The 19,011-nt window shown below is 61.7% G+C and carries 12 protein-coding genes; 7 read left to right on the top strand and 5 right to left on the bottom strand.

The features are described 5' to 3' along the window. Window positions 1-156 precede the first annotated feature (156 nt). From M1E16_RS01695 to M1E16_RS01685, 3 genes are all read right to left on the bottom strand, one after another. Window positions 157-1,473 (bottom strand): DUF3999 domain-containing protein, encoded by a 1,317-nt coding sequence (locus M1E16_RS01695; protein WP_458130272.1) that lies wholly within the window; start codon window positions 1,471-1,473, stop codon window positions 157-159. Between the two features lie 50 nt (window positions 1,474-1,523). Continuing rightward, a complete protein-coding gene (locus M1E16_RS01690; RefSeq protein WP_458129037.1) occupies window positions 1,524-5,147 on the bottom strand; it encodes a DUF2339 domain-containing protein in 3,624 nt (1,207 codons plus the stop codon). Between the two features lie 281 nt (window positions 5,148-5,428). Next, entirely contained in the window at window positions 5,429-7,879 is a 2,451-nt protein-coding gene (locus tag M1E16_RS01685) for a glycogen/starch/alpha-glucan phosphorylase (protein ID WP_434570225.1), read from the bottom strand. A 255-nt stretch (window positions 7,880-8,134) separates the two neighbouring features. Between M1E16_RS01685 and M1E16_RS01680 the strand changes: the two genes are divergently transcribed. Continuing rightward, window positions 8,135-8,572, top strand: coding sequence for a YkgJ family cysteine cluster protein (locus M1E16_RS01680; protein WP_024778075.1), 438 nt, complete (start codon window positions 8,135-8,137; stop codon window positions 8,570-8,572). 200 nt (window positions 8,573-8,772) lie between these two features. On the opposite strand, the gene typA is transcribed toward M1E16_RS01680, so the two are convergent. Beyond that, complete coding sequence (typA, locus tag M1E16_RS01675) at window positions 8,773-10,593, bottom strand: translational GTPase TypA (protein WP_305497421.1); 1,821 nt, start codon at window positions 10,591-10,593, stop codon at window positions 8,773-8,775. A gap of 133 nt (window positions 10,594-10,726) precedes the next feature. Beyond that, the gene (gene thiI, locus M1E16_RS01670; protein ID WP_305497422.1) at window positions 10,727-12,181 is read right to left on the bottom strand and encodes a tRNA uracil 4-sulfurtransferase ThiI; all 1,455 of its coding nucleotides are present in this window, start codon (window positions 12,179-12,181) and stop codon (window positions 10,727-10,729) included. 328 nt (window positions 12,182-12,509) lie between these two features. Between thiI and glnA the strand changes: the two genes are divergently transcribed. From glnA to ntrC, 6 genes are all read left to right on the top strand, one after another. Continuing rightward, the gene (gene glnA, locus M1E16_RS01665; protein WP_186638815.1) at window positions 12,510-13,916 is read left to right on the top strand and encodes a type I glutamate--ammonia ligase; all 1,407 of its coding nucleotides are present in this window, start codon (window positions 12,510-12,512) and stop codon (window positions 13,914-13,916) included. Window positions 13,917-14,035: 119 nt separating this feature from the next. Beyond that, window positions 14,036-14,593, top strand: coding sequence for a chorismate mutase (locus M1E16_RS01660; RefSeq protein ID WP_458129036.1), 558 nt, complete (start codon window positions 14,036-14,038; stop codon window positions 14,591-14,593). Between the two features lie 326 nt (window positions 14,594-14,919). Further along, the gene (locus M1E16_RS01655) at window positions 14,920-15,438 is read left to right on the top strand and encodes a DUF4124 domain-containing protein (protein WP_458129035.1); all 519 of its coding nucleotides are present in this window, start codon (window positions 14,920-14,922) and stop codon (window positions 15,436-15,438) included. Continuing rightward, window positions 15,435-16,061 carry a DUF4124 domain-containing protein gene (locus tag M1E16_RS01650; RefSeq protein ID WP_458129034.1) on the top strand — a complete coding sequence of 209 codons (627 nt, stop codon included), beginning with the start codon at window positions 15,435-15,437 and terminating at the stop codon, window positions 16,059-16,061. Before M1E16_RS01655 ends, M1E16_RS01650 begins: the two co-directional genes overlap by 4 nt. A 254-nt stretch (window positions 16,062-16,315) precedes the next feature. Next, complete coding sequence (gene glnL, locus M1E16_RS01645) at window positions 16,316-17,401, top strand: nitrogen regulation protein NR(II) (RefSeq protein WP_434570233.1); 1,086 nt, start codon at window positions 16,316-16,318, stop codon at window positions 17,399-17,401. Beyond that, window positions 17,398-18,834, top strand: a complete 1,437-nt coding sequence (gene ntrC, locus M1E16_RS01640; RefSeq protein ID WP_186613250.1) for a nitrogen regulation protein NR(I) — start codon at window positions 17,398-17,400, stop codon at window positions 18,832-18,834. Before glnL ends, ntrC begins: the two co-directional genes overlap by 4 nt. Window positions 18,835-19,011 lie beyond the last annotated feature (177 nt).

Below are 19,011 nucleotides of genomic sequence, written 5' to 3'. Positions count from 1 at the left end.
AGACGGGATATGGAGGATTGAGTTCACGGGGTGGCGGTTGCTCGTGATTTTGAGGTGGCAGGGAGACCGCTTTCGCGAGCAAGCCCGCTCCCACATTGGAACGCGGATTCCTGTGGGAGCGGGCTTGCTCGCGAAACAGACAACTCGGTTTGCATTTCAGGATTTGACCGGTGGCTTGCGCAACAGGCTGAACGCCATCGCTGCGAGGAACAGCACACTCAGCAGCAACACCGCCCACAAGCCGATTTTTTTCCAATTGGTCTCGACGGGCGCAGGCGTGGTTTCGACTCTCGGGGTCGACGTGGCCGTGCCGTTCACCGTCGCCGTACCCAACGTCGCCAGCCGCGAAGGTTTGTAGTCGGGCACCAACGTGGTCAATGGCAAACTGGCCGCCTTGACTGTCGCACTGCCCAGCGCCAAGCGCCAGGGGCCCTCGCCGCGCGCCAGGAACACCACCTGGGTCGGACGCACGGCAAAGCGCAGGGCCGGGGCCTCGGCGCCCAGACCGCCGCCGCGCTCGTCCACCGTCAGCTTCAGTTGTTGAACGGTCTGGCCGGACAGTTGCAGCTGGTTTTGCAACACGTCCTGGCCATTCTGGGTCAGGCGATAGAGCAGACCGCTGCCCATCGGCTGCCAGGGTTGGCTGCTTTCGCGGCGACCGGCCAGGGTCGCTGGCGCCAGGGTGTTGGCCTGGCTCAACTCGATCTGCACCTGTTCGACGTTCAACCCCATGGGTAACTGCCAGGTGTATTCGCCGGCCTTGGTCGTGCCACCGGCCAGAGGCTGCGACCAGACCAACGGCAGTGGCAGGCTTTCGCGGCTGGCGCTTTGCAGCTGGGCCGAGGTCAGCACCGGCGCCGAGGACGGCGAATCCCACAGCAGTCGCAAGTAGCGCGCCGACTGCCCCGGCAAGCTCACCTCATGCTGCTCGACCCGCTCATCGGCAAACGTCAGCCGGGCGATCTGGCCTTCGCCCCACGACTGCCAGTGCTGCAAGTCGTCGCTGGCTTCGATGGTGAAGCGCTGGAAGCCATCGCGCTCGCTGGTCCAGTCGAGGATCAATTGCTGCAACGGCGCCTTGATCGCGCTGGCGTCCAGCAACCAGCCGCGCAACTCTTCCTCGCCCGCCTCGAGCCGACTGGACGGCTGGACTTCCACCAGCGTGCCGTTGGCGTTCGATTGCACACGCACGCTGGGCGCACGCTCGCTGTCATCGGCGGCGTTGTACAGCGGGAACCATTTCACATCGGTGAGCGTGCGACTTTCCCGGCTCTGCGCCGACTCGCGAACCAATGCGTAGGCCTGGGCCTGGCCCGCCGCGTTGAAGACCCGCAAGTCGCTCAGGTCGGTCTGGCGCGCCTGCAACTGCACGTCCAGCGGCAACGCCAGGCGATACCACGGCCCCTCGCCGCTCAAGGCCAACGGCACCTGATGGGCGAAGTCTTGCGGTTGTTCCTGTGCCGCGGCCGACATGGCCACCCACAACCCCACCACGCCCAGCCCGATTCGACTCAACTTGCGACTCAAGATGACACTCCCTCACTGACAGGCATCGGCGGCTCGGCATCCACGGCCGGCTCCGGGCGTTTGGGTGGCAGCGGCGCAAAGTAGCCGACCACCAACAGCAACACGCCCACGCCGATGAACGACACGATCCGCGCCAGACCGCCACGGTTACTCAATTCGACAAAGAACAGCTTGGCCACGACCACCGCAATCAACGCCGCGCCGATCAGCCACACCTCGCGACGATGCCGCAGGTGTCCGCCAATCATCAGGCCCAGGGCGATCAGGGTCCAGACAATGGACAACCCGGCCTGCACGAACATCGATTCAAGCAATGCATCCAGCTCGAACGGCACATCCATCCACTGGTGCGCAGTGCGCATCACCAAGGCGGTGAAGAACGCGAACAGCGACACGCCGGCGATCAACTGACCGACCTGTCCGATCCGACTCCAGCGGTTCGTCGTTTGCTCCACGGCGTTGCGGGCCCACACATAGATACCGAACAAGGCGAACAGCAGACCCAGCTCCAACGGATTGAGCAACGGCACATAAGGCAGCGGCTCCGAGTTGCCATCACTGAACGTGTTGGTCAGCCAGAACCAACCGAGCATCAACAGTGCCATGGGTGCCGCCGCGTAGACGCGGTATTCGCGCGGTTGGGCCGACACCGGCCACGGCAAGGTACGCGGCGTGGCCATCAGCACCAGGTAGAGGCCCGGCAGGATCGCCCAGGCCAACCACCGCCAGGCATTGTACTGCTCGGACAGCAACAGCAGGCCGTAACGCAACTCCAGCATCAGCACCGCCATCAACAACCAGCAACCGAGCACGTGGGCGGTGCTGCGCGCCTGGGCCGGCAGCGTCGCGGCCAGGCGCTTGAGCGACAGGAAATGCACGGCAAATACCGCCAGCCAGGCCAGCCAGCCGAAATCCGCCGCAGGGTGATAACGGCTGTGCCCGATCGCCACCAGCACACAGCCTGCTGCTGGAATCAACAAGGTGCACAGTAACCCCAGCGCCGGCCATTTCAAGCGCAGCGACAAAACGCTCCACACCGCCACACTGGCGGCCGCGACAATCAACAACAAACTGCCTTGCAGGTTTTGCGGGGCAAAGCGCAGCACTTCGCTGCCCCACGCCAGCGCCCACCAACCGGCGCCCCAGATCAGCAGCAGCTCGGACAGGCGCTGCAAACTCAAGGCATCGAGTTCCCGCGCCGCGTGCGCCTTTTGCAGACGCCATGCGCCCACCAGCGCAGCCAGCCCCAGCATCAGCGGTGTCCAGAATCCGCTGTGGGCCAAGGGACGCAGGTCCTCGGCATCAAGCGAGCCCAGCAGCGCCGGCCCTGCCATCAGGAAAGCCGCACCGCCAATCACTTGCAGCAGCAGGCCAAAGACAAAGCTCACGCGCTGCTTCAGGTACAGGCTCAGCCAGATGATCAACAGACCGCTGGCCGCCCACACGCCGCTCGCCGTTTGCCAGGGCAACACGAACAGTACCGCGAGATTGATCAGCACCAACCCAGCCAGCAACACCACCGACAAGCCGCGCAGCAAGCGCACATCGTTGCGCACCATGTCGTCGCGCGCCGCCAGCAACATACCGCCGATCAATGCCAGGCCGATCAACGAGGCGCTGAGCAGACCGCTCCAACCAGCGTTGAACACCGCCGCCGAATCGCCTTCGGCGCCTTGCAGACGCAGCAGGAACAGCGCACCGCCGAGCAGTTGCACGGCGAAAGCGGTAAACAGGAAGCTGCGTGATTGCAGGCGCAGGCCGACAAACAGCGTCACCAGCCCGGCCAACGCCCAGGCGATGGCAGTACCATGAATAAAGAAAAACAGCGGTGCCAGCAGGTAGAGGAAGCCAAGCCCCAGCACCGCCAGCACGGGTTGCCCGCGCAGCTCCCAACTGGCGGCGTGCCCGGGCTCGGCCTTGCGCAATTGATAGAAGCTGAACAGCAAGGCGCCACCGAGCATCAACGCGCCCAGCCATGAGCCTTCCAGCAGGCTGCCTTCGCCGCCATGCAGTTCGCTGACGAAGGCCAGCGCCGACCCCAATTGCAGCAACAGGGCAAAGATTCGCGCAAAAGGTCGCTGCTGACGCAGGCCGAGCCAGAAGATCCCGGCGCCTTCCACCGCCCACGCTGCGGCAGTCCAACGGGCGTCGAGGCCAAGGGGAATCGCCAGGCTGGTGAAAATCACGCCCAGGGCGAGGCAGGTTTCGGCCAGCAATACAGCGCGCCCGCCCATCAATACGCGGGCCAGCCCCATATAGATCATGCCCAGGGCCAGGGCGCTGAAGGCGGCGGCGAATTCCAGATGCTGCACCAACGCGAACTGCAAGCCGAAGCCCACCAGCGGCGGACCGAACAGCATGCTGCCGTCCACATAGTCGCCCTTGCGCGCCGACCAGCGCAGCAGCGCTTGGCGGCTGTCATCTTCAGGCGCATCGCTCATTTCCAGCAGCTTGCGCCGGGTGAACAGCAACCCGATCGCCAGGTACATCAGGAAGAACACGATGAGGAACGGCTCAGTGCTCCAGAGCAGCTCCGGCGTATAGGAACGCAGGCCCCAGGCGAAACCGATGCCGAAAGTGCCGACGAAGCCGATCAGGTTGAGCAGGCGCCAGGCGCGGAACCAGGCAATCGCGAAGATGCCGGTATTGAGCAGGATGAAATAGCTGAACAGCGCGACATGGTTGCCGCTGCCGGTGGAGGTCAGGATCGGCGCGGCGAAGCCGCCCAGTGCGGCAGCTGCCGCCAGCCCCAGGGCATTCTGGGTAACGGCCAGGATCGCGGAAAACACCGTGACTGCAACCAACAGGCCCAGGGCAGCCTTGGAATCGAGCAGCGGGTGCAGGCGCATGGCGGCGAACACGGTCAGGTACAGCACCGCAATCCCCGTCCCCTGCAACATCAACGCATAGTTGCTGTTGCGGTGGCGCAACCACCAGCCCAGGCCCAACAGGCCCAAGGCACTGGCCGCGACGCCGGCGTAACGCAACTCGATCGGCACTACCATGCCTTCAGTGGCGTAGCGCAGCAGGAAGGCCAGGCCGAGGAACAACAGCACCACGCCGACCCGCAGCACGGTGTTGCCGCCGAACAGCCAGTTGCGCGCGCCCGTCCAGGCACGATCGATCAGATTCGGACCGCGAGGGGCCGTCGGCTCGGTAGTCCTCGGTTCCAGGGGCAGAGGTTCGAAGTCGCGGGTTGCGCGCCGACTGGATGTTTCGGGCGCGGGTTTCCAAACGTCATCGGGCAACGGCTGGCTGGCCTGGGTGGCCATCGCGGGGATTGGTTCGAGTTCTGGCGGCAGCTGCCAGATGAGCTCCGGATCGGTGCGCGCCTCGGGCTTCGCCGCTTGGGCAACGACAATTTCCGGTGCTGGAGCCGGTTCACTCGGTTCGGCCACGTTGCCGCGTTCGAGCACCGCCAGACGCGCTTCCAGCGTGAGCAAGCTGCGTTGGGCATCTTGCAGCAGGATCTGTTGCTTGGCGGCCTGGATACCCAGGCGTCCCAGTCGAAACGACTGGGCGATGCCAAGTCCCACCAGCGCACCGATCAGCGCGTCGGCAAACGACTCTTCCACCACCCAGCCGAGTGCCAGGCCCAACAGTGTCAAAATCCATTGCATATGGTCGATATCCCTAAGCGGCCCGTTGCGGGCATGACCGGGGTGATGTGGGGTCTGGCTCAGTCTAGTAGCACGGCACATACCTTGTGGGAGCGAGCCTGCTCGCGAAGAGGGCCTCAGACCCAACATCAAATTGGCTGAGAAACCGCTTTCGCGAGCAGGCTCGCTCCCACAAAGGTTACTTTTGACTGAGCTGCGACACCGCAGCCCGGCGAAACTGACGCTTAGTATATCGACGAAGCCCTACCGCCGTTGGGCTTCGCTCACATTTCTTGCAACAGTCAGTCCAGGGCCTTCCAGATATCGGTGGCGTATTCGCGAATGGTCCGGTCCGAGGAGAACCAGCCCATGCGCGCGGTGTTGAGCACCGCCGAGCGCCACCACTGCTTGGGATCGTGCCACCTCTCCTCGACTTTGGCCTGGGCGTTCCAGTAGGCGTCGAAATCGGCACAGACCAGGAAGCGGTCGTAATCCACCAGCGAGTCCACCAGCCCGGTGTAGCGCATCGGATCGTCCGGCGAGAACACCCCGCCACGAATCGCCTGCAGCACATCGTTGAGGCGATGGGATGCGGCGATGTCCGGCGCGGCACTGAATTCGCCGTTGCGCTTGCGCGCTTCCACCTGCTCGGCGGTCAGGCCGAAGATGAACATGTGCTCGCCACCGACGCGGTCATGCATTTCCACGTTGGCGCCGTCCATGGTGCCGATGGTCAGCGCGCCGTTGAGGCCGAACTTCATGTTGCTGGTACCCGAGGCCTCGAAACCGGCCGTGGAAATCTGCTCCGAGAGGTCCGCCGCCGGGATGATGCTTTCGGCCAGGCTGACGTTGTAGTTGGGCAGGAACACCACTTTGAGCAAGCCGCGCACGGTCGGGTCGTTGTTCACCACCCGGGCGATGTCGTTGGTCAGCTTGATAATCAGCTTGGCCTGGTGATAACTGGCGGCGGCCTTGCCGGCGAAGATCTTCACCCGCGGCACCCAATCCACCTCAGGCTCGGCGCGGATCGCCTGGTACAGCGCCACGGTGTGCATCAGGTTGAGCAACTGGCGTTTGTACTCGTGGATCCGCTTGACCTGCACGTCGAACATCGCCGCCGGGTTGACGGCAATGCCCAGCCGCTCGTGAATCAGGTAGGCCAGGGCTTTCTTGCTGTGCAGGCGCTGCTCGGCGAATTGCTTGCGGAACGCCGGTTTGTCGGCAAACGGCTCCAGTTCGATCAGCCGCTCCTCGGGGTTGTCGAGCACGCTCGGGCCGAGGGCGTCGACCATCATCGAGGTCAGTTCGGCGTTGGCCTGGAACAGCCAGCGGCGGAAAGTGATGCCGTTGGTCTTGTTGTTGATCCGGTCCGGGTAAAGTTTGTGCAGCTCAGAGAATACGGTGCTGCGCATCAGTTGCGTGTGCAGCCCGGACACGCCGTTGACGCTGTGGGAACCGAGGAACGCGAGGTTACCCATGCGCACCCGGCGGCCGTTGTCTTCTTCGATCAGCGACACCGAGCGCAACACGTCGAAATCGTGCACGCCCTTGGCCCGCAGCGAATCGATATGCTGGGCGTTGATCAGGTAGATGATCTGCATGTGCCGCGGCAACATGCGCTCCATCAGCCCCACCGGCCAGGTTTCCAATGCTTCTGGCAGCAGCGTGTGGTTGGTATAGGAGAGCGTGTCCTGGGTGATCTGCCAGGCCGCGTCCCACGCCACGTCGTAGACGTCCACCAGCTGGCGCATCAGCTCAGCCACGGCAATCGACGGATGAGTGTCGTTGAGCTGGATCGCCGCGTGATCGCCCAGGGTCAGTACCGAGGTGTGCATGTTGCGATGGCGGCGCAGCAAATCCTGCAGCGAAGCAGCGACGAAGAAATATTCCTGGCGCAGGCGCAGTTCCTGGCCGGCTTCGGTGCTGTCGGCCGGATACAGCACGCGGGAAATACTCTCGGCGCGGGCCACTTCCGCTACTGCGCCGAGGTGGTCGCCAGCGTTGAAGCGCTCCAGATGCAGGTCTTCCACGGCTCGGGCGCGCCACAGGCGCAAGGTATTGACGCTGGCACCACGCCAGCCGACGACCGGCGTGTCATAGGCAATCGCCCGTACGGTTTCGGCCGGGGACCAGACTTGCCGGGTCTTGCCGGTGTCGTCGGTGACCGTCTCGACGCTGCCGCCGAAGCCGATCGGGTAGACGACCTCCGGCCGCTCGAATTCCCACGGGTTGCCGAAGTCCAGCCAGTGTTCGGTCTGCTCCTGTTGCCAGCCGTCGACAATCGCCTGGCGGAACAGGCCGTGCTCGTAACGAATGCCATAACCATGGCCGGCGATTCCGAGGGTCGACATGCTTTCCATGAAGCACGCCGCCAGACGGCCGAGACCGCCGTTGCCCAAGGCCGCGTCGGGCTCCAGCAGACGGATGCGCTCAAGGTCCACGCCCAGCTCGGTCAAGGCCTCGCGGGCGGTGTCCAGCAAGCCGAGGTTGCTCAGGCTGTCGTACAGCAGCCGGCCGATGAGAAACTCCAGGGAGAGGTAGTAGACGCGCTTCTGGCCCTTTCGGTAGATCTGCCGCGTATGGTCCATCCAGTGTTCGACCATATGGTCGCGGGCAGCGAGGGCGATGGCTTCGAACCAATCGTGATCAAACGCATGATCGGGGTCCTTGCCGACGGCATAAGTGAGTTTGGTCAACACGGCGTCGCGAAAAGCCGCAACCTCGGCTTCGCGAACAAGTGGTTCTTGAGTCATTGATGAGACCTCGAACGAGCATGGAAATGTCTGAGCCTAGACGGTCTGACAGACGGTACGGGCTCTTGGTTCGGTGGTTTTTCCCCGGTGTCGGAGAATCGCCGCCAGAGAATTGCCAGATAGGCGAGTGAATGCAGGGGCCGTGCCGGTCCAGGCGGGGTTTTGCCGCGAGGTAAAAAAAACCGGCAGATGGTCGTTCAAAATTTCACCAGTCCCGGTATGATCGCGCGCCCTGATGCATGCTGGTAAACCGTGATGATGAAGCCCAACCTGATCGCCGCCGCGGAGATCGACCGACTCGATACCTGGGCCAAGTATTCCGCCCCGATGTGCGGTTCCTGCGTGTCGAGCTGCTGCACGCTGCCGGTGGAGGTCAAGATCAAGGACCTGATCCGCATCGGCATCGTCGATGAGTTCGAGCTGGGCGACCCGCCGAAAAACATCGCCAAGCGCCTGCAAAAGGAAGGGATCGTCGAGCGCTACAACCAGAAATCGGAAATCTTCACGCTCCAGCGCATGAGCAACAACGATTGCCTGTATCTGGATCGCAAGAGCCGGCTGTGCACCATTTACGAAAAGCGCCCGGACACCTGCCGCAATCATCCACGGGTCGGGCCACGGCCTGGGTATTGCGCCTACAAGCCCAAGGAAGTGGAGCGCGAGCGTAATCCGCGGACGCTGGACCGATTTTGATCGACCGTCAGTTATTTTGTGTCTGAACCATCGCTTTCGCGAGCAGGCTCGCTCCGACAGTAGACTTTTGTCGGACGCTTAGTCGTGTGGGAGCAAGCCTGCTCGCGAAGGGGCTCTGACAGGCACTGCATAAATCCCAGGCACAAAAAAACGCCCCCGGTCTCACAACCGGGGGCGTTTTTCATTCAGCCTGGGCTAAATCAGTTCTTGGCTTTCTTGGCGGCGCGGGTACGCTCGCTTTCGTCCAGGATCTTCTTGCGCAGGCGGATCGACTTAGGCGTCACTTCACACAGCTCGTCGTCCTGGATGAATTCCAGAGCCTGTTCCAGGGTGAAGCGAACAGGTGGAACCAGGGCGATGGTTTCGTCTTTACCCGAAGCACGCATGTTGTCGAGCTTCTTGCCCTTGGTAGGGTTCACGCCCAGGTCGTTGTCACGGCTGTTCAGACCAACGATCTGGCCGCCGTAGATTTCCTGGCCATGTTCAACGAACAGCTTGCCACGCGCCTGGAGGGTTTCCAGGGAGTAGGTCAGCGCCTTGCCGGTTTCAACCGAAACCAGAACGCCGTTCTGACGGCCGGACATGTCGCCGGACTTCATCACGTCGTAACGGTCGAAGATCGAAGTCAGGATGCCAGCGCCGTTGGTCAGGGTCAGGAACTGGTTACGGAAACCGATCAGACCACGAGCAGGGATGTTGTATTCCAGACGTACACGGCCCTTGCCATCCGGCACCATGTTGGTCAGGTCGCCCTTACGCAGGCCCATCTCTTCCATCACCTTGCCCTGGGATTCTTCCGGCAGGTCGATGGTGACGTTTTCGAACGGTTCGTGCTTCACGCCGTCAACCAGACGGATGATCACTTCCGGACGGCCTACAGCCATTTCGAAGCCTTCGCGACGCATGGTTTCGATCAGAACCGAGAGGTGCAGTTCGCCACGGCCCGAGACCTTGAACTTGTCAGCCGAGTCGCCTTCTTCAACGCGCAGTGCAACGTTGTACAGGAGCTCTTTGTCCAGACGTTCCTTGATGTTACGGGAAGTCACGAACTTGCCTTCTTTACCGCAGAATGGCGAGTCGTTTACCTGGAAGGTCATCGAAACGGTCGGCTCGTCGACGGTCAACGGCTTCATCGCTTCAACGGTGTCCGGGTGGCACAGGGTGTCGGAGATGAACAGCGAGTCCATGCCGCTGATGCAGACGATGTCGCCGGCAGCTGCTTCTTCAACGTCTACACGGTGCAGACCGTGGTGACCCATCAGCTTCAGGATACGACCGTTGCGCTTCTTGCCGTCGGCACCGATAGCCACGACCGGGGTGTTCGGCTTGACGCGACCACGGGCGATACGGCCAACACCGATCACACCCAGGAAGCTGTTGTAGTCCAGTGCCGAGATCTGCATCTGGAACGGGCCGTCACGGTCGACTTTCGGCGCGGGTACGTTGTCGACGATCGACTGGTACAGCGGGGTCATGTCGTCAGCCATTTCGGTGTGGTCCAGACCGGCAATACCGTTCAGGGCCGAGGCGTAGACGACTTTGAAGTCCAGCTGTTCTTCGGTGGCGCCCAGGTTGTCGAACAGGTCGAAGATCTGGTCCAGAACCCAGTCCGGACGCGCGCCTGGACGGTCAACCTTGTTGATGCACACGATCGGACGCAGGCCGGCTTCGAAGGCCTTCTTGGTCACGAAACGGGTTTGCGGCATAGGGCCGTCCTGGGCGTCGACCAGCAGCAGCACGGAGTCGACCATCGACATCACGCGCTCGACTTCACCACCGAAGTCGGCGTGGCCCGGGGTATCCACGATGTTGATGTGGTAGCCGTTCCAGTTGATGGCGGTGTTTTTCGCCAGGATGGTAATACCGCGCTCTTTTTCCTGGTCGTTGGAGTCCATCACGCGCTCGTCGTTGAGCTCGTTGCGCTCCAGGGTGCCGGATTGACGCAAGAGTTTGTCTACCAGGGTGGTCTTACCATGGTCAACGTGAGCAATGATGGCGATGTTGCGTAGATTTTCGATCACTTGTGTATCTCGATCAGAGGATTCGGTGTGCTGACAGGTCGTGGCAGCGATTTACAGTAGAGTCCGACAGTTACAGCGTGTCGGCGGCGTCGGGGGCCGGTGACGCAGGCCACAGGCAAACAGCCCCGGGCACTTAGCTCGGTCGATAAACGCGCACATTGGCATGCCCCTCACTGAGCAAATGATGGGCATGCAGGCGACTCATCACGCCTTTGTCGCAATACAGCAGGTACTGGCGAGTAGGGTCCAGTTCCTTGAAACGCGCGTTCACTGCATAGAACGGCATCGTTTGTACCTCGACGCCGGCGACGCTCAGCGGGTCGTCTTCAGCATCGTCCGGGTGACGGATGTCGATGATGATCTGACCGGCCAGCGCTTCGCCGACTTCTTCAATCTGAATGTCCTGGCCCAATTCGTCGATGACCCGATCGATCGGCACCAGCCTGGCGTTCTCGATCGCGCGTTCGAGTACCGCCATGTCGAATTCTTTCTCTTCGTGCTCCACACGCCCGCGCTTGGCCGCCGTCTTCGGATTGACCGAGATGACCCCGCAGTACTCCGGCATGTGCCGGGCAAAATCGGCGGTGCCGATCTCCGTGGCCGTGTCGATGATGTCCTGCTTGTGGCTGGCGATCAGTGGCCGCAGCACGAGTTTCTCGGTCACGCAATCGATCACCGACAGGTTCGGCAGCGTCTGGCTCGAAACCTGGGAAATCGCCTCGCCGGTGACCAGCGCGTCGATGTGCAGGCGGTCGGCGATGCTCGTCGCGGCACGCAACATCATACGCTTCAAAATGACGCCCATATGACTGTTATCGACTTTGCCGAGAATCTCGCCCAGGACTTCCTCGAACGGCACGCTCACAAATAACACGCGCTGGGAGCTGCCGTACTTCTTCCAGATGAAGTGCGCCACTTCCATGACGCCCAGTTCGTGGGCGCGCCCGCCGAGGTTGAAGAAGCAGAAATGGCTCATCAAGCCGCGACGCATGATCTGGTAGGCGGCGACGGTGGAATCGAAACCACCGGACATCAATACCAACGTCTGTTCCAGCGAACCCAGCGGATAACCGCCGATGCTGTCGTGCTGGCTGTGGATCACGAACAACCGTTGGTCGCGAATCTCGATGCGCACTTCAACTTCAGGGTCTTTCAGGGAAATACCGGCCGCGCCGCACTGCCGGCGCAACTGGCTGCCGACATAACGTTCGACGTCCATCGAGCTGAACGGATGCTTGCCGGCGCGCTTGCAGCGTACCGAGAAGATCTTGCCGGCCAGGGCGTCACCATAATGGAGCATGCACTTGGCGAGGATATCGTCGAAGTCCCCCAGCGGATATTCGTCGACCTGGAGGAAATGCGCGATGCCCGGCATGCAGCTCAGGCGCTCGGTCATTTCCTTCAAGGCCTTGGGTTCGCTGACGCGGGTTTCCAGTTCGAGGTTGTCCCACACGCCATTCACCACCACGGCCGGGTCCAGGTCACGGAGCACGGCACGGATGTTCTTGGCCAACTGGCGGATGAAACGCATCCGTACCGGGCGGCTCTTGATGGTGATCTCGGGGAAGACTTTTACGATTAGTTTCATGAAAACAGCGCGCGAACGGCCAGCCGAAAAAGGGGGGCGCGGATTATAGCGGAAATTGCTCAAGGTTTAACCAGTTAATCTGCAATTGGTTTTGGCCGCACCAAAACAGGTCGCATTCCACAAAAGACGCCACATTGCGGTGCGCAATTGTCCGACAATCCGCGTCCAGCCCCTTTCAAAAGCGAGGATTTGGTGCAAAAAACCCATGCTGGGGCACTGGCATGCAAATTGCTCCCTTGTGAGGCAGGTTGCCTTGGCAGAGTATTCGCGCCGGCATCACCCATATCTAAGGGCACACCATTACCGCCCGAAGCCACCCGGAGGACATATGTCGAAGTCGGTTCAACTCATCAAAGATCATGACGTCAAGTGGATTGATCTGCGCTTCACTGACACCAAGGGCACTCAACATCACGTGACCATGCCGGCCCGTGATGCGCTGGACGACGAATTCTTTGAAATCGGCAAGATGTTCGACGGTTCCTCCATCTCCGGCTGGAAAGGCATCGAAGCCTCCGACATGATCCTGATGCCGGACGACGAAACCGCGGTCCTCGATCCGTTCACCGAAGAGCCGACCCTGATCCTGGTTTGCGACATCATCGAACCTTCGACCATGCAAGGCTATGACCGCGACCCACGCGCCATCGCCCACCGCGCCGAGGAATACCTGAAGTCCACCGGTATCGGCGACACCGCTTTCTTCGGTCCTGAGCCTGAATTCTTCATCTTCGACTCGGTCAAGTTCAAATCCGACATCTCCGGTTCCATGTTCAAGATCTTCTCCGAACAGGGTTCGTGGATGTCCGACCAGGACGTGGAAGGCGGCAACAAAGGCCACCGTCCAGGCGTCAAAGGCGGCTACTTCCCGGTTCCGCCGTTCGATTTCGACCACGAAATCCGTACTTCCATGTGCAACGCGCTGGAAGAAATGGGCCAGACCGTCGAAGTTCACCACCACGAAGTGGCAACTGCCGGCCAGAACGAAATCGGCGTAAAGTTCAACACGCTGGTCAAGAAGGCTGACGAAGTCCAGACCCTGAAGTACTGCGTGCACAACGTTGCCGACGCCTACGGCCGCACCGCGACCTTCATGCCGAAGCCTCTGTACGGCGACAACGGTTCGGGCATGCATGTGCACATGTCGATCTCCAAGGACGGCAAGAACACCTTCGCTGGCGAAGGTTATGCCGGTCTGTCGGACACCGCCCTGTACTTCATCGGCGGCATCATCAAGCACGGTAAGGCCCTGAACGGCTTCACCAACCCGTCGACCAACTCCTACAAGCGTCTGGTTCCAGGCTTCGAAGCACCGGTCATGCTGGCCTACTCGGCTCGCAACCGTTCCGCCTCGATCCGTATTCCTTACGTGAACAGCCCTAAAGCCCGTCGTATCGAAGCGCGCTTCCCGGATCCGGCTGCCAACCCATACCTGGCCTTCGCAGCACTGATGATGGCCGGCCTGGACGGTATCCAGAACAAGATCCACCCCGGCGATGCCGCCGACAAGAACCTGTATGACCTGCCGCCTGAAGAGGCCAAGGAAATCCCACAGGTTTGCGGTAGCCTGAAAGAAGCCCTGGAAGAGCTGGACAAGGGCCGTGCATTCCTGACCAAGGGCGGCGTATTCAGCGATGACTTCATCGACGCTTACATCGCGCTGAAAAGCGAAGAAGAGATCAAGGTTCGCACCTTCGTACACCCACTGGAATATGAGCTGTACTACAGCTGCTGATCCGGTAGCGCCGTCACGTACGGCGTGAAATAAAAGAGGCCTCCTTCGGGAGGCCTTTTTCATGGGCGCCGGTTACAGGCATGATGCCTCGTCGCTCCTCCATAAAGACGAGACTGCCCATGACTCCGCGCCTCAAGCTCTGCCTTGCCCTGTCCGCCGCACTGCTGGCCACCAACGCCGAAGCGAGCAACGCCCCCGAAGCCCTTACTCCACTGCTGAACGCCATCGGCGAACGCCTGACCATCGCCGATCAGGTGGCGTTGAGCAAATGGGACAGCGGCAAACCGGTGGAGGATCGCCAGCGCGAGCGTGAAGTCATTGCCGCCGCCGTCGCCCAGGCGCCGGCCTACAAACTGACCGGTGAAACCGTGGAAGCGTTTTTCGCCGCCCAGATTGAAGCCAACAAACTGGTGCAATACATCAACCTGTCCGACTGGGCCCTCGACGGCAAGGCCCCGGACCTGCCACGCCCGGACCTGGTGGGCGAGATCCGCCCCAAACTCGATCGACTGCAAAAACGTCTGTTGCAGCAACTGGCCGACTTCGCCCCCTACCGCACCGACCCGCAGTGCCCGCAATGGCTGGCCCGCGCTACCCACCACAACAAACAACACCCAATACACAGGCTTGCCTTGATCCGAGCAACCGGCGGACTGTGCGTGTCCGCAAAATCCTGACACACCAAAACTCCCCCCTGTGGGAGCGAGCCTGCTCGCGATGAGGCCAACCTATCCAACACCTCACTGCCTGACACACCGCCATCGCGAGCAAGCTCGCTCCCACAGGGGATCTGCGCCGCCACAAGATTCGTGTTCACAGCAGATCCCCTGTGGGAGCGAGCCTGCTCGCGAAGAGGCCAGCACATTCAACACCTCAGCGCCTGACACGCCGCCTTCGCGAGCAAGCCCGCTCCCACAGGAAATACGTGCAACACAGCAACTGGGCCAACCAGCCACGCTGGCCTATGCTGCACCCATCACCTTTCGTTTTCGGTCGATTTTCCATGGGTCGTGTTTTCTCAATCATCCTCTTATCGCTGTTGGCATTGCCTGCTACCGCGCAGATCTACAAATACACCGACGCCGACGGCAACACCGCCTACAGCAATCAGCCGCCCGACGGCGTACCCGCCCAGGCCGTAGAATTGCCGCCGCTCAACAGCGTGGAGGCCCAGACACCGGCCAGCCGCGAAGCACCTGCGGCCGCGCAAGGCAGCGACGCGCAGCGTAACGCCTATGACATCCTGGAACTGACCGACATCCCCACCGAGGAAGCCCTGCGCTCCAATAACGGTACCTTCACCGTTGGCGTCCGGGCGCAGCCGCGCCTGCAAGGCCCGCATCTGTTCAGGCTATTGCTGGACGGCCAGCCGTACGGGCAGCCGAGTAACGTGCCGCGCCTGCAACTGGTGAACATCGACCGCGGCGAACACAGCCTGGCAGTCCAGGTCATCAACGGGGAACGTCTCGTGCAACAAAGCGAAACCGTTACCTTCACTGTCCAGCGGATTCACCTTCCATGATCCGCTGGCTGCTCGCCCTCGGCCTGCTGCTGGTGGCGCTACCGAGCCTGGCGCAGGTCTACACCTACATCGACGCCCAGGGCAATCGCGTCTTCACCGACCAGCCACGTCCCGGCAACGCGAAGAAAGTGCCGCTACCGCCCGGCAACCGGATGCCGGCCACGCCCTCCGGGACTACGCCGACGACGACCGCCGAAAAGCCACCCGCCGGGCCCTTGTTCCGATATGAGATGCTCCGGCTGCTGATACCCGAGCCAGATGCGACGATACGCAGTACCGCAGGGGAACTGATCGTCACCGCCACCAGTGAGCCCGGTTTGCAGAAAGGTCACCGCTACCGTCTGCTGCTGGACGGCAAGCCCACTGGCGAGCCGGGACCCAGCCCAGTGTTTGCGCTGAAGAACATTGATCGCGGCACGCATCACCTGGCAGTGGAGATCCTCGACGAGCAAGCGCGAATCGTCGAGCGCACCGCCAACCAGCCCTTCCACATGCAGCGCATGTCCCTGGCGCAAAAGCGCCGCGTCAAACCCTGTGCTATCGCCGACTACGGCCAACGCCCCGAATGCCCCCTGGCGGACAAGCCCGAAGAGGAAAAAAGCAGCATCCTGCCCTTCTTCTAATGCCATTCAGGATGGCGCACCATGTCAGTGCACAGCTCTGCACCTCTACCCAGATTCCAACCCATTTTGGTTCGAAACTACCCGCGAAAACTGGCAGAACGCCACACAGACGGGCGAGAAAAGGCTATTTGACGCCTGAAACGCTTCTTTTCGGAGCCTTGGTTTGGTTTTTGCATTTTGCTGGTATCAGCGCATGAATCGCGCGCGCGATTTGGGGGCTTGCCCTTGATCGCTACGCTTTAAAAGAGGTCCTGATGACCATTAGCGACGCACTACACCGTTTGCTGCTCGACAATCTCACCACCGCGACCATCCTGCTCGACGCCGAACTGCGTCTGGAGTACATGAACCCGGCGGCAGAGATGCTCCTGGCCGTCAGCGGCCAGCGCAGCCATGGGCAGTTCATCAGCGAACTGTTTACCGAATCCGCCGAAGCGCTGAATTCCCTGCGCCAGGCCGTCGAACAGGCCCACCCGTTCACCAAGCGCGAAGCGATGCTCACCGCCCTGACCGGCCAGACCCTGACGGTCGACTACGCGGTAACGCCGATCCTCAACAACAATGCCACCCTCCTGCTTCTGGAAGTCCATCCCCGTGATCGCCTGCTGCGCATCACCAAGGAGGAGGCGCAATTGTCCAAGCAGGAAACCAGCAAGATGCTGGTGCGCGGCCTGGCCCATGAGATCAAGAATCCGCTGGGTGGCATTCGTGGCGCGGCGCAGTTGCTCGCCCGGGAACTGCCGGAAGAAAGCCTCAAGGACTACACCAACGTCATCATCGAAGAAGCCGACCGCCTGCGAAACCTGGTGGATCGCATGCTTGGCTCGAACAAGCTGCCCTCACTGGCGCTGTGCAACGTTCACGAAGTACTGGAGCGCGTCAGCAGCCTGGTGGAGGCGGAGAGCCAGGGTTGCATCACCTTGGTGCGCGACTACGACCCGAGCATTCCCGACGTCCTGATCGACCGCGAGCAGATGATCCAGGCGGTGCTGAACATCGTGCGCAACGCCATGCAGGCCATCAGCAGCCAGAACGAGCTGCGCATGGGTCGCATCAGCCTGCGCACCCGCGCCATGCGCCAGTTCACCATCGGTCATGTGCGCCATCGCCTGGTGACCAAGATCGAAATCATCGACAACGGCCCGGGCATCCCTGCGGAACTGCAGGAAACCATCTTCTTCCCCATGGTCAGCGGCCGCCCGGACGGTACCGGGCTGGGCCTGTCCATCACCCAGAACATCATCAGTCAGCATCAGGGCTTGATCGAATGTGAAAGCCACCCCGGCCACACCACTTTCTCGATCTTCCTGCCACTGGAACAAGGAGCCACATCGACATGAGCCGTAGTGAAACCGTGTGGATCGTCGATGACGACCGTTCTATCCGCTGGGTCCTGGAAAAAGCCTTGCAACAGGAAGGCATGACCACCCAGAGCTTCGACAGCGCCGACGGGGTGATGAGCCGCCTGGCCCGTCAGCAGCCGGACGTCATCATTTCCGATATCCGCATGCCCGGCGCCAGTGGCCTGGACTTGCTGGCGCGGATTCGCGAGCAACATCCGCGGCTGCCAGTGATCATCATGACCGCTCATTCCGACCTGGACAGCGCCGTGGCGTCTTACCAGGGCGGTGCGTTCGAATACCTGCCCAAGCCGTTCGACGTCGACGAAGCCGTGTCCCTGGTCAAGCGCGCCAACCAGCACGCCCAGGAGCAACAAGGCCTGGAGGAAGTCCCGGCCCTGGCCCGCACCCCGGAAATCATCGGCGAAGCGCCGGCGATGCAGGAAGTGTTTCGCGCCATCGGTCGACTGAGCCATTCCAACATCACCGTGCTGATCAACGGTGAATCGGGTACCGGCAAGGAATTGGTTGCCCACGCCCTGCACCGCCACAGCCCGCGTGCGGCGTCGCCGTTCATTGCGCTGAACATGGCGGCGATTCCCAAGGACCTGATGGAGTCCGAGCTGTTCGGCCATGAAAAGGGCGCGTTCACCGGCGCGGCCAACCTGCGCCGGGGCCGCTTCGAACAAGCCGATGGCGGTACGTTGTTCCTGGATGAAATCGGCGACATGCCGGCTGACACCCAAACCCGGCTGCTGCGGGTACTGGCCGACGGCGAGTTCTATCGAGTCGGCGGGCATACGCCGGTCAAGGTCGATGTCCGGATCATCGCCGCGACCCACCAGAACCTGGAAACCCTGGTCCACGCCGGCAAGTTCCGCGAAGACCTGTTCCATCGCCTGAACGTGATCCGCATACACATCCCGCGCCTGGCGGACCGTCGCGAGGACATCCCGACCCTGGCCCGGCACTTCCTCGGCCGTGCGGCACAGGAGCTGGCGGTGGAGCCCAAGCTGCTCAAGAGCGAGACCGAGGAATACCTCAAGAACCTGCCGTGGCCCGGCAACGTGCGCCAGCTGGAGAACACCTGCCGCTGGATCACGGTGATGGCGTCGGGTCGCGAAGTGCATATCAGCGACTTGCCACCGGAACTGTTGAGCCTGCCACAGGATTCGGCGCCGGTGACCAACTGGGAACAGGCCTTGCGCCAATGGGCCGACCAGGCCCTGGCCCGCGGTCAATCGAGCCTGCTCGACAGCGCCGTCCCGGCCTTCGAGCGCATCATGATCGAAACCGCCCTCAAACACACCGCCGGCCGCCGCCGCGACGCCGCCGTGCTGCTGGGCTGGGGCCGCAATACCTTGACTCGCAAGATCAAGGAATTGGGGATGAAGGTTGATGGTGGGGATGATGATGAGGGGGATGAGGGCTGATCAGCCTTTGGTCCAGCACTGAATTCAAAATCCAATCGCGAGCAGGCTCGCTCCCACAAAGGCCAATACCATCCAATGTGGGAGCGAGCCTGCTCGCGAAGCTTCTGAAGATTCGTGCACCGCTTCAATGCACTGCGAACCGCAATTGCTCATGTACGACGAGCCAGAACCGATCGC

The organism is Pseudomonas sp. Z2-11 (genome assembly GCF_054161305.1).
The sequence above is the reverse complement of the archived record's forward strand: the minus strand, read 5'-3'. Positions and strand labels throughout refer to the sequence as shown.

Excerpts from the sequence above, each read along its gene's own strand:
- M1E16_RS01690 (WP_458129037.1), bottom strand. The coding sequence starts at position 5,147 with ATGCAATGGATTTTGACACTGTTGGGCCTGGCACTCGGCTGGGTGGTG.
- M1E16_RS01655 (WP_458129035.1), top strand. The coding sequence starts at position 14,920 with ATGGGTCGTGTTTTCTCAATCATCCTCTTATCGCTGTTGGCATTGCCT.
- thiI (WP_305497422.1), bottom strand. The coding sequence starts at position 12,181 with ATGAAACTAATCGTAAAAGTCTTCCCCGAGATCACCATCAAGAGCCGC.
- M1E16_RS01650 (WP_458129034.1), top strand. The coding sequence starts at position 15,435 with ATGATCCGCTGGCTGCTCGCCCTCGGCCTGCTGCTGGTGGCGCTACCG.
- ntrC (WP_186613250.1), top strand. The coding sequence starts at position 17,398 with ATGAGCCGTAGTGAAACCGTGTGGATCGTCGATGACGACCGTTCTATC.
- M1E16_RS01685 (WP_434570225.1), bottom strand. The coding sequence starts at position 7,879 with ATGACTCAAGAACCACTTGTTCGCGAAGCCGAGGTTGCGGCTTTTCGC.
- M1E16_RS01680 (WP_024778075.1), top strand. The coding sequence starts at position 8,135 with ATGATGAAGCCCAACCTGATCGCCGCCGCGGAGATCGACCGACTCGAT.
- M1E16_RS01695 (WP_458130272.1), bottom strand. The coding sequence starts at position 1,473 with ATGTCGGCCGCGGCACAGGAACAACCGCAAGACTTCGCCCATCAGGTG.
- glnL (WP_434570233.1), top strand. The coding sequence starts at position 16,316 with ATGACCATTAGCGACGCACTACACCGTTTGCTGCTCGACAATCTCACC.
- M1E16_RS01660 (WP_458129036.1), top strand. The coding sequence starts at position 14,036 with ATGACTCCGCGCCTCAAGCTCTGCCTTGCCCTGTCCGCCGCACTGCTG.
- glnA (WP_186638815.1), top strand. The coding sequence starts at position 12,510 with ATGTCGAAGTCGGTTCAACTCATCAAAGATCATGACGTCAAGTGGATT.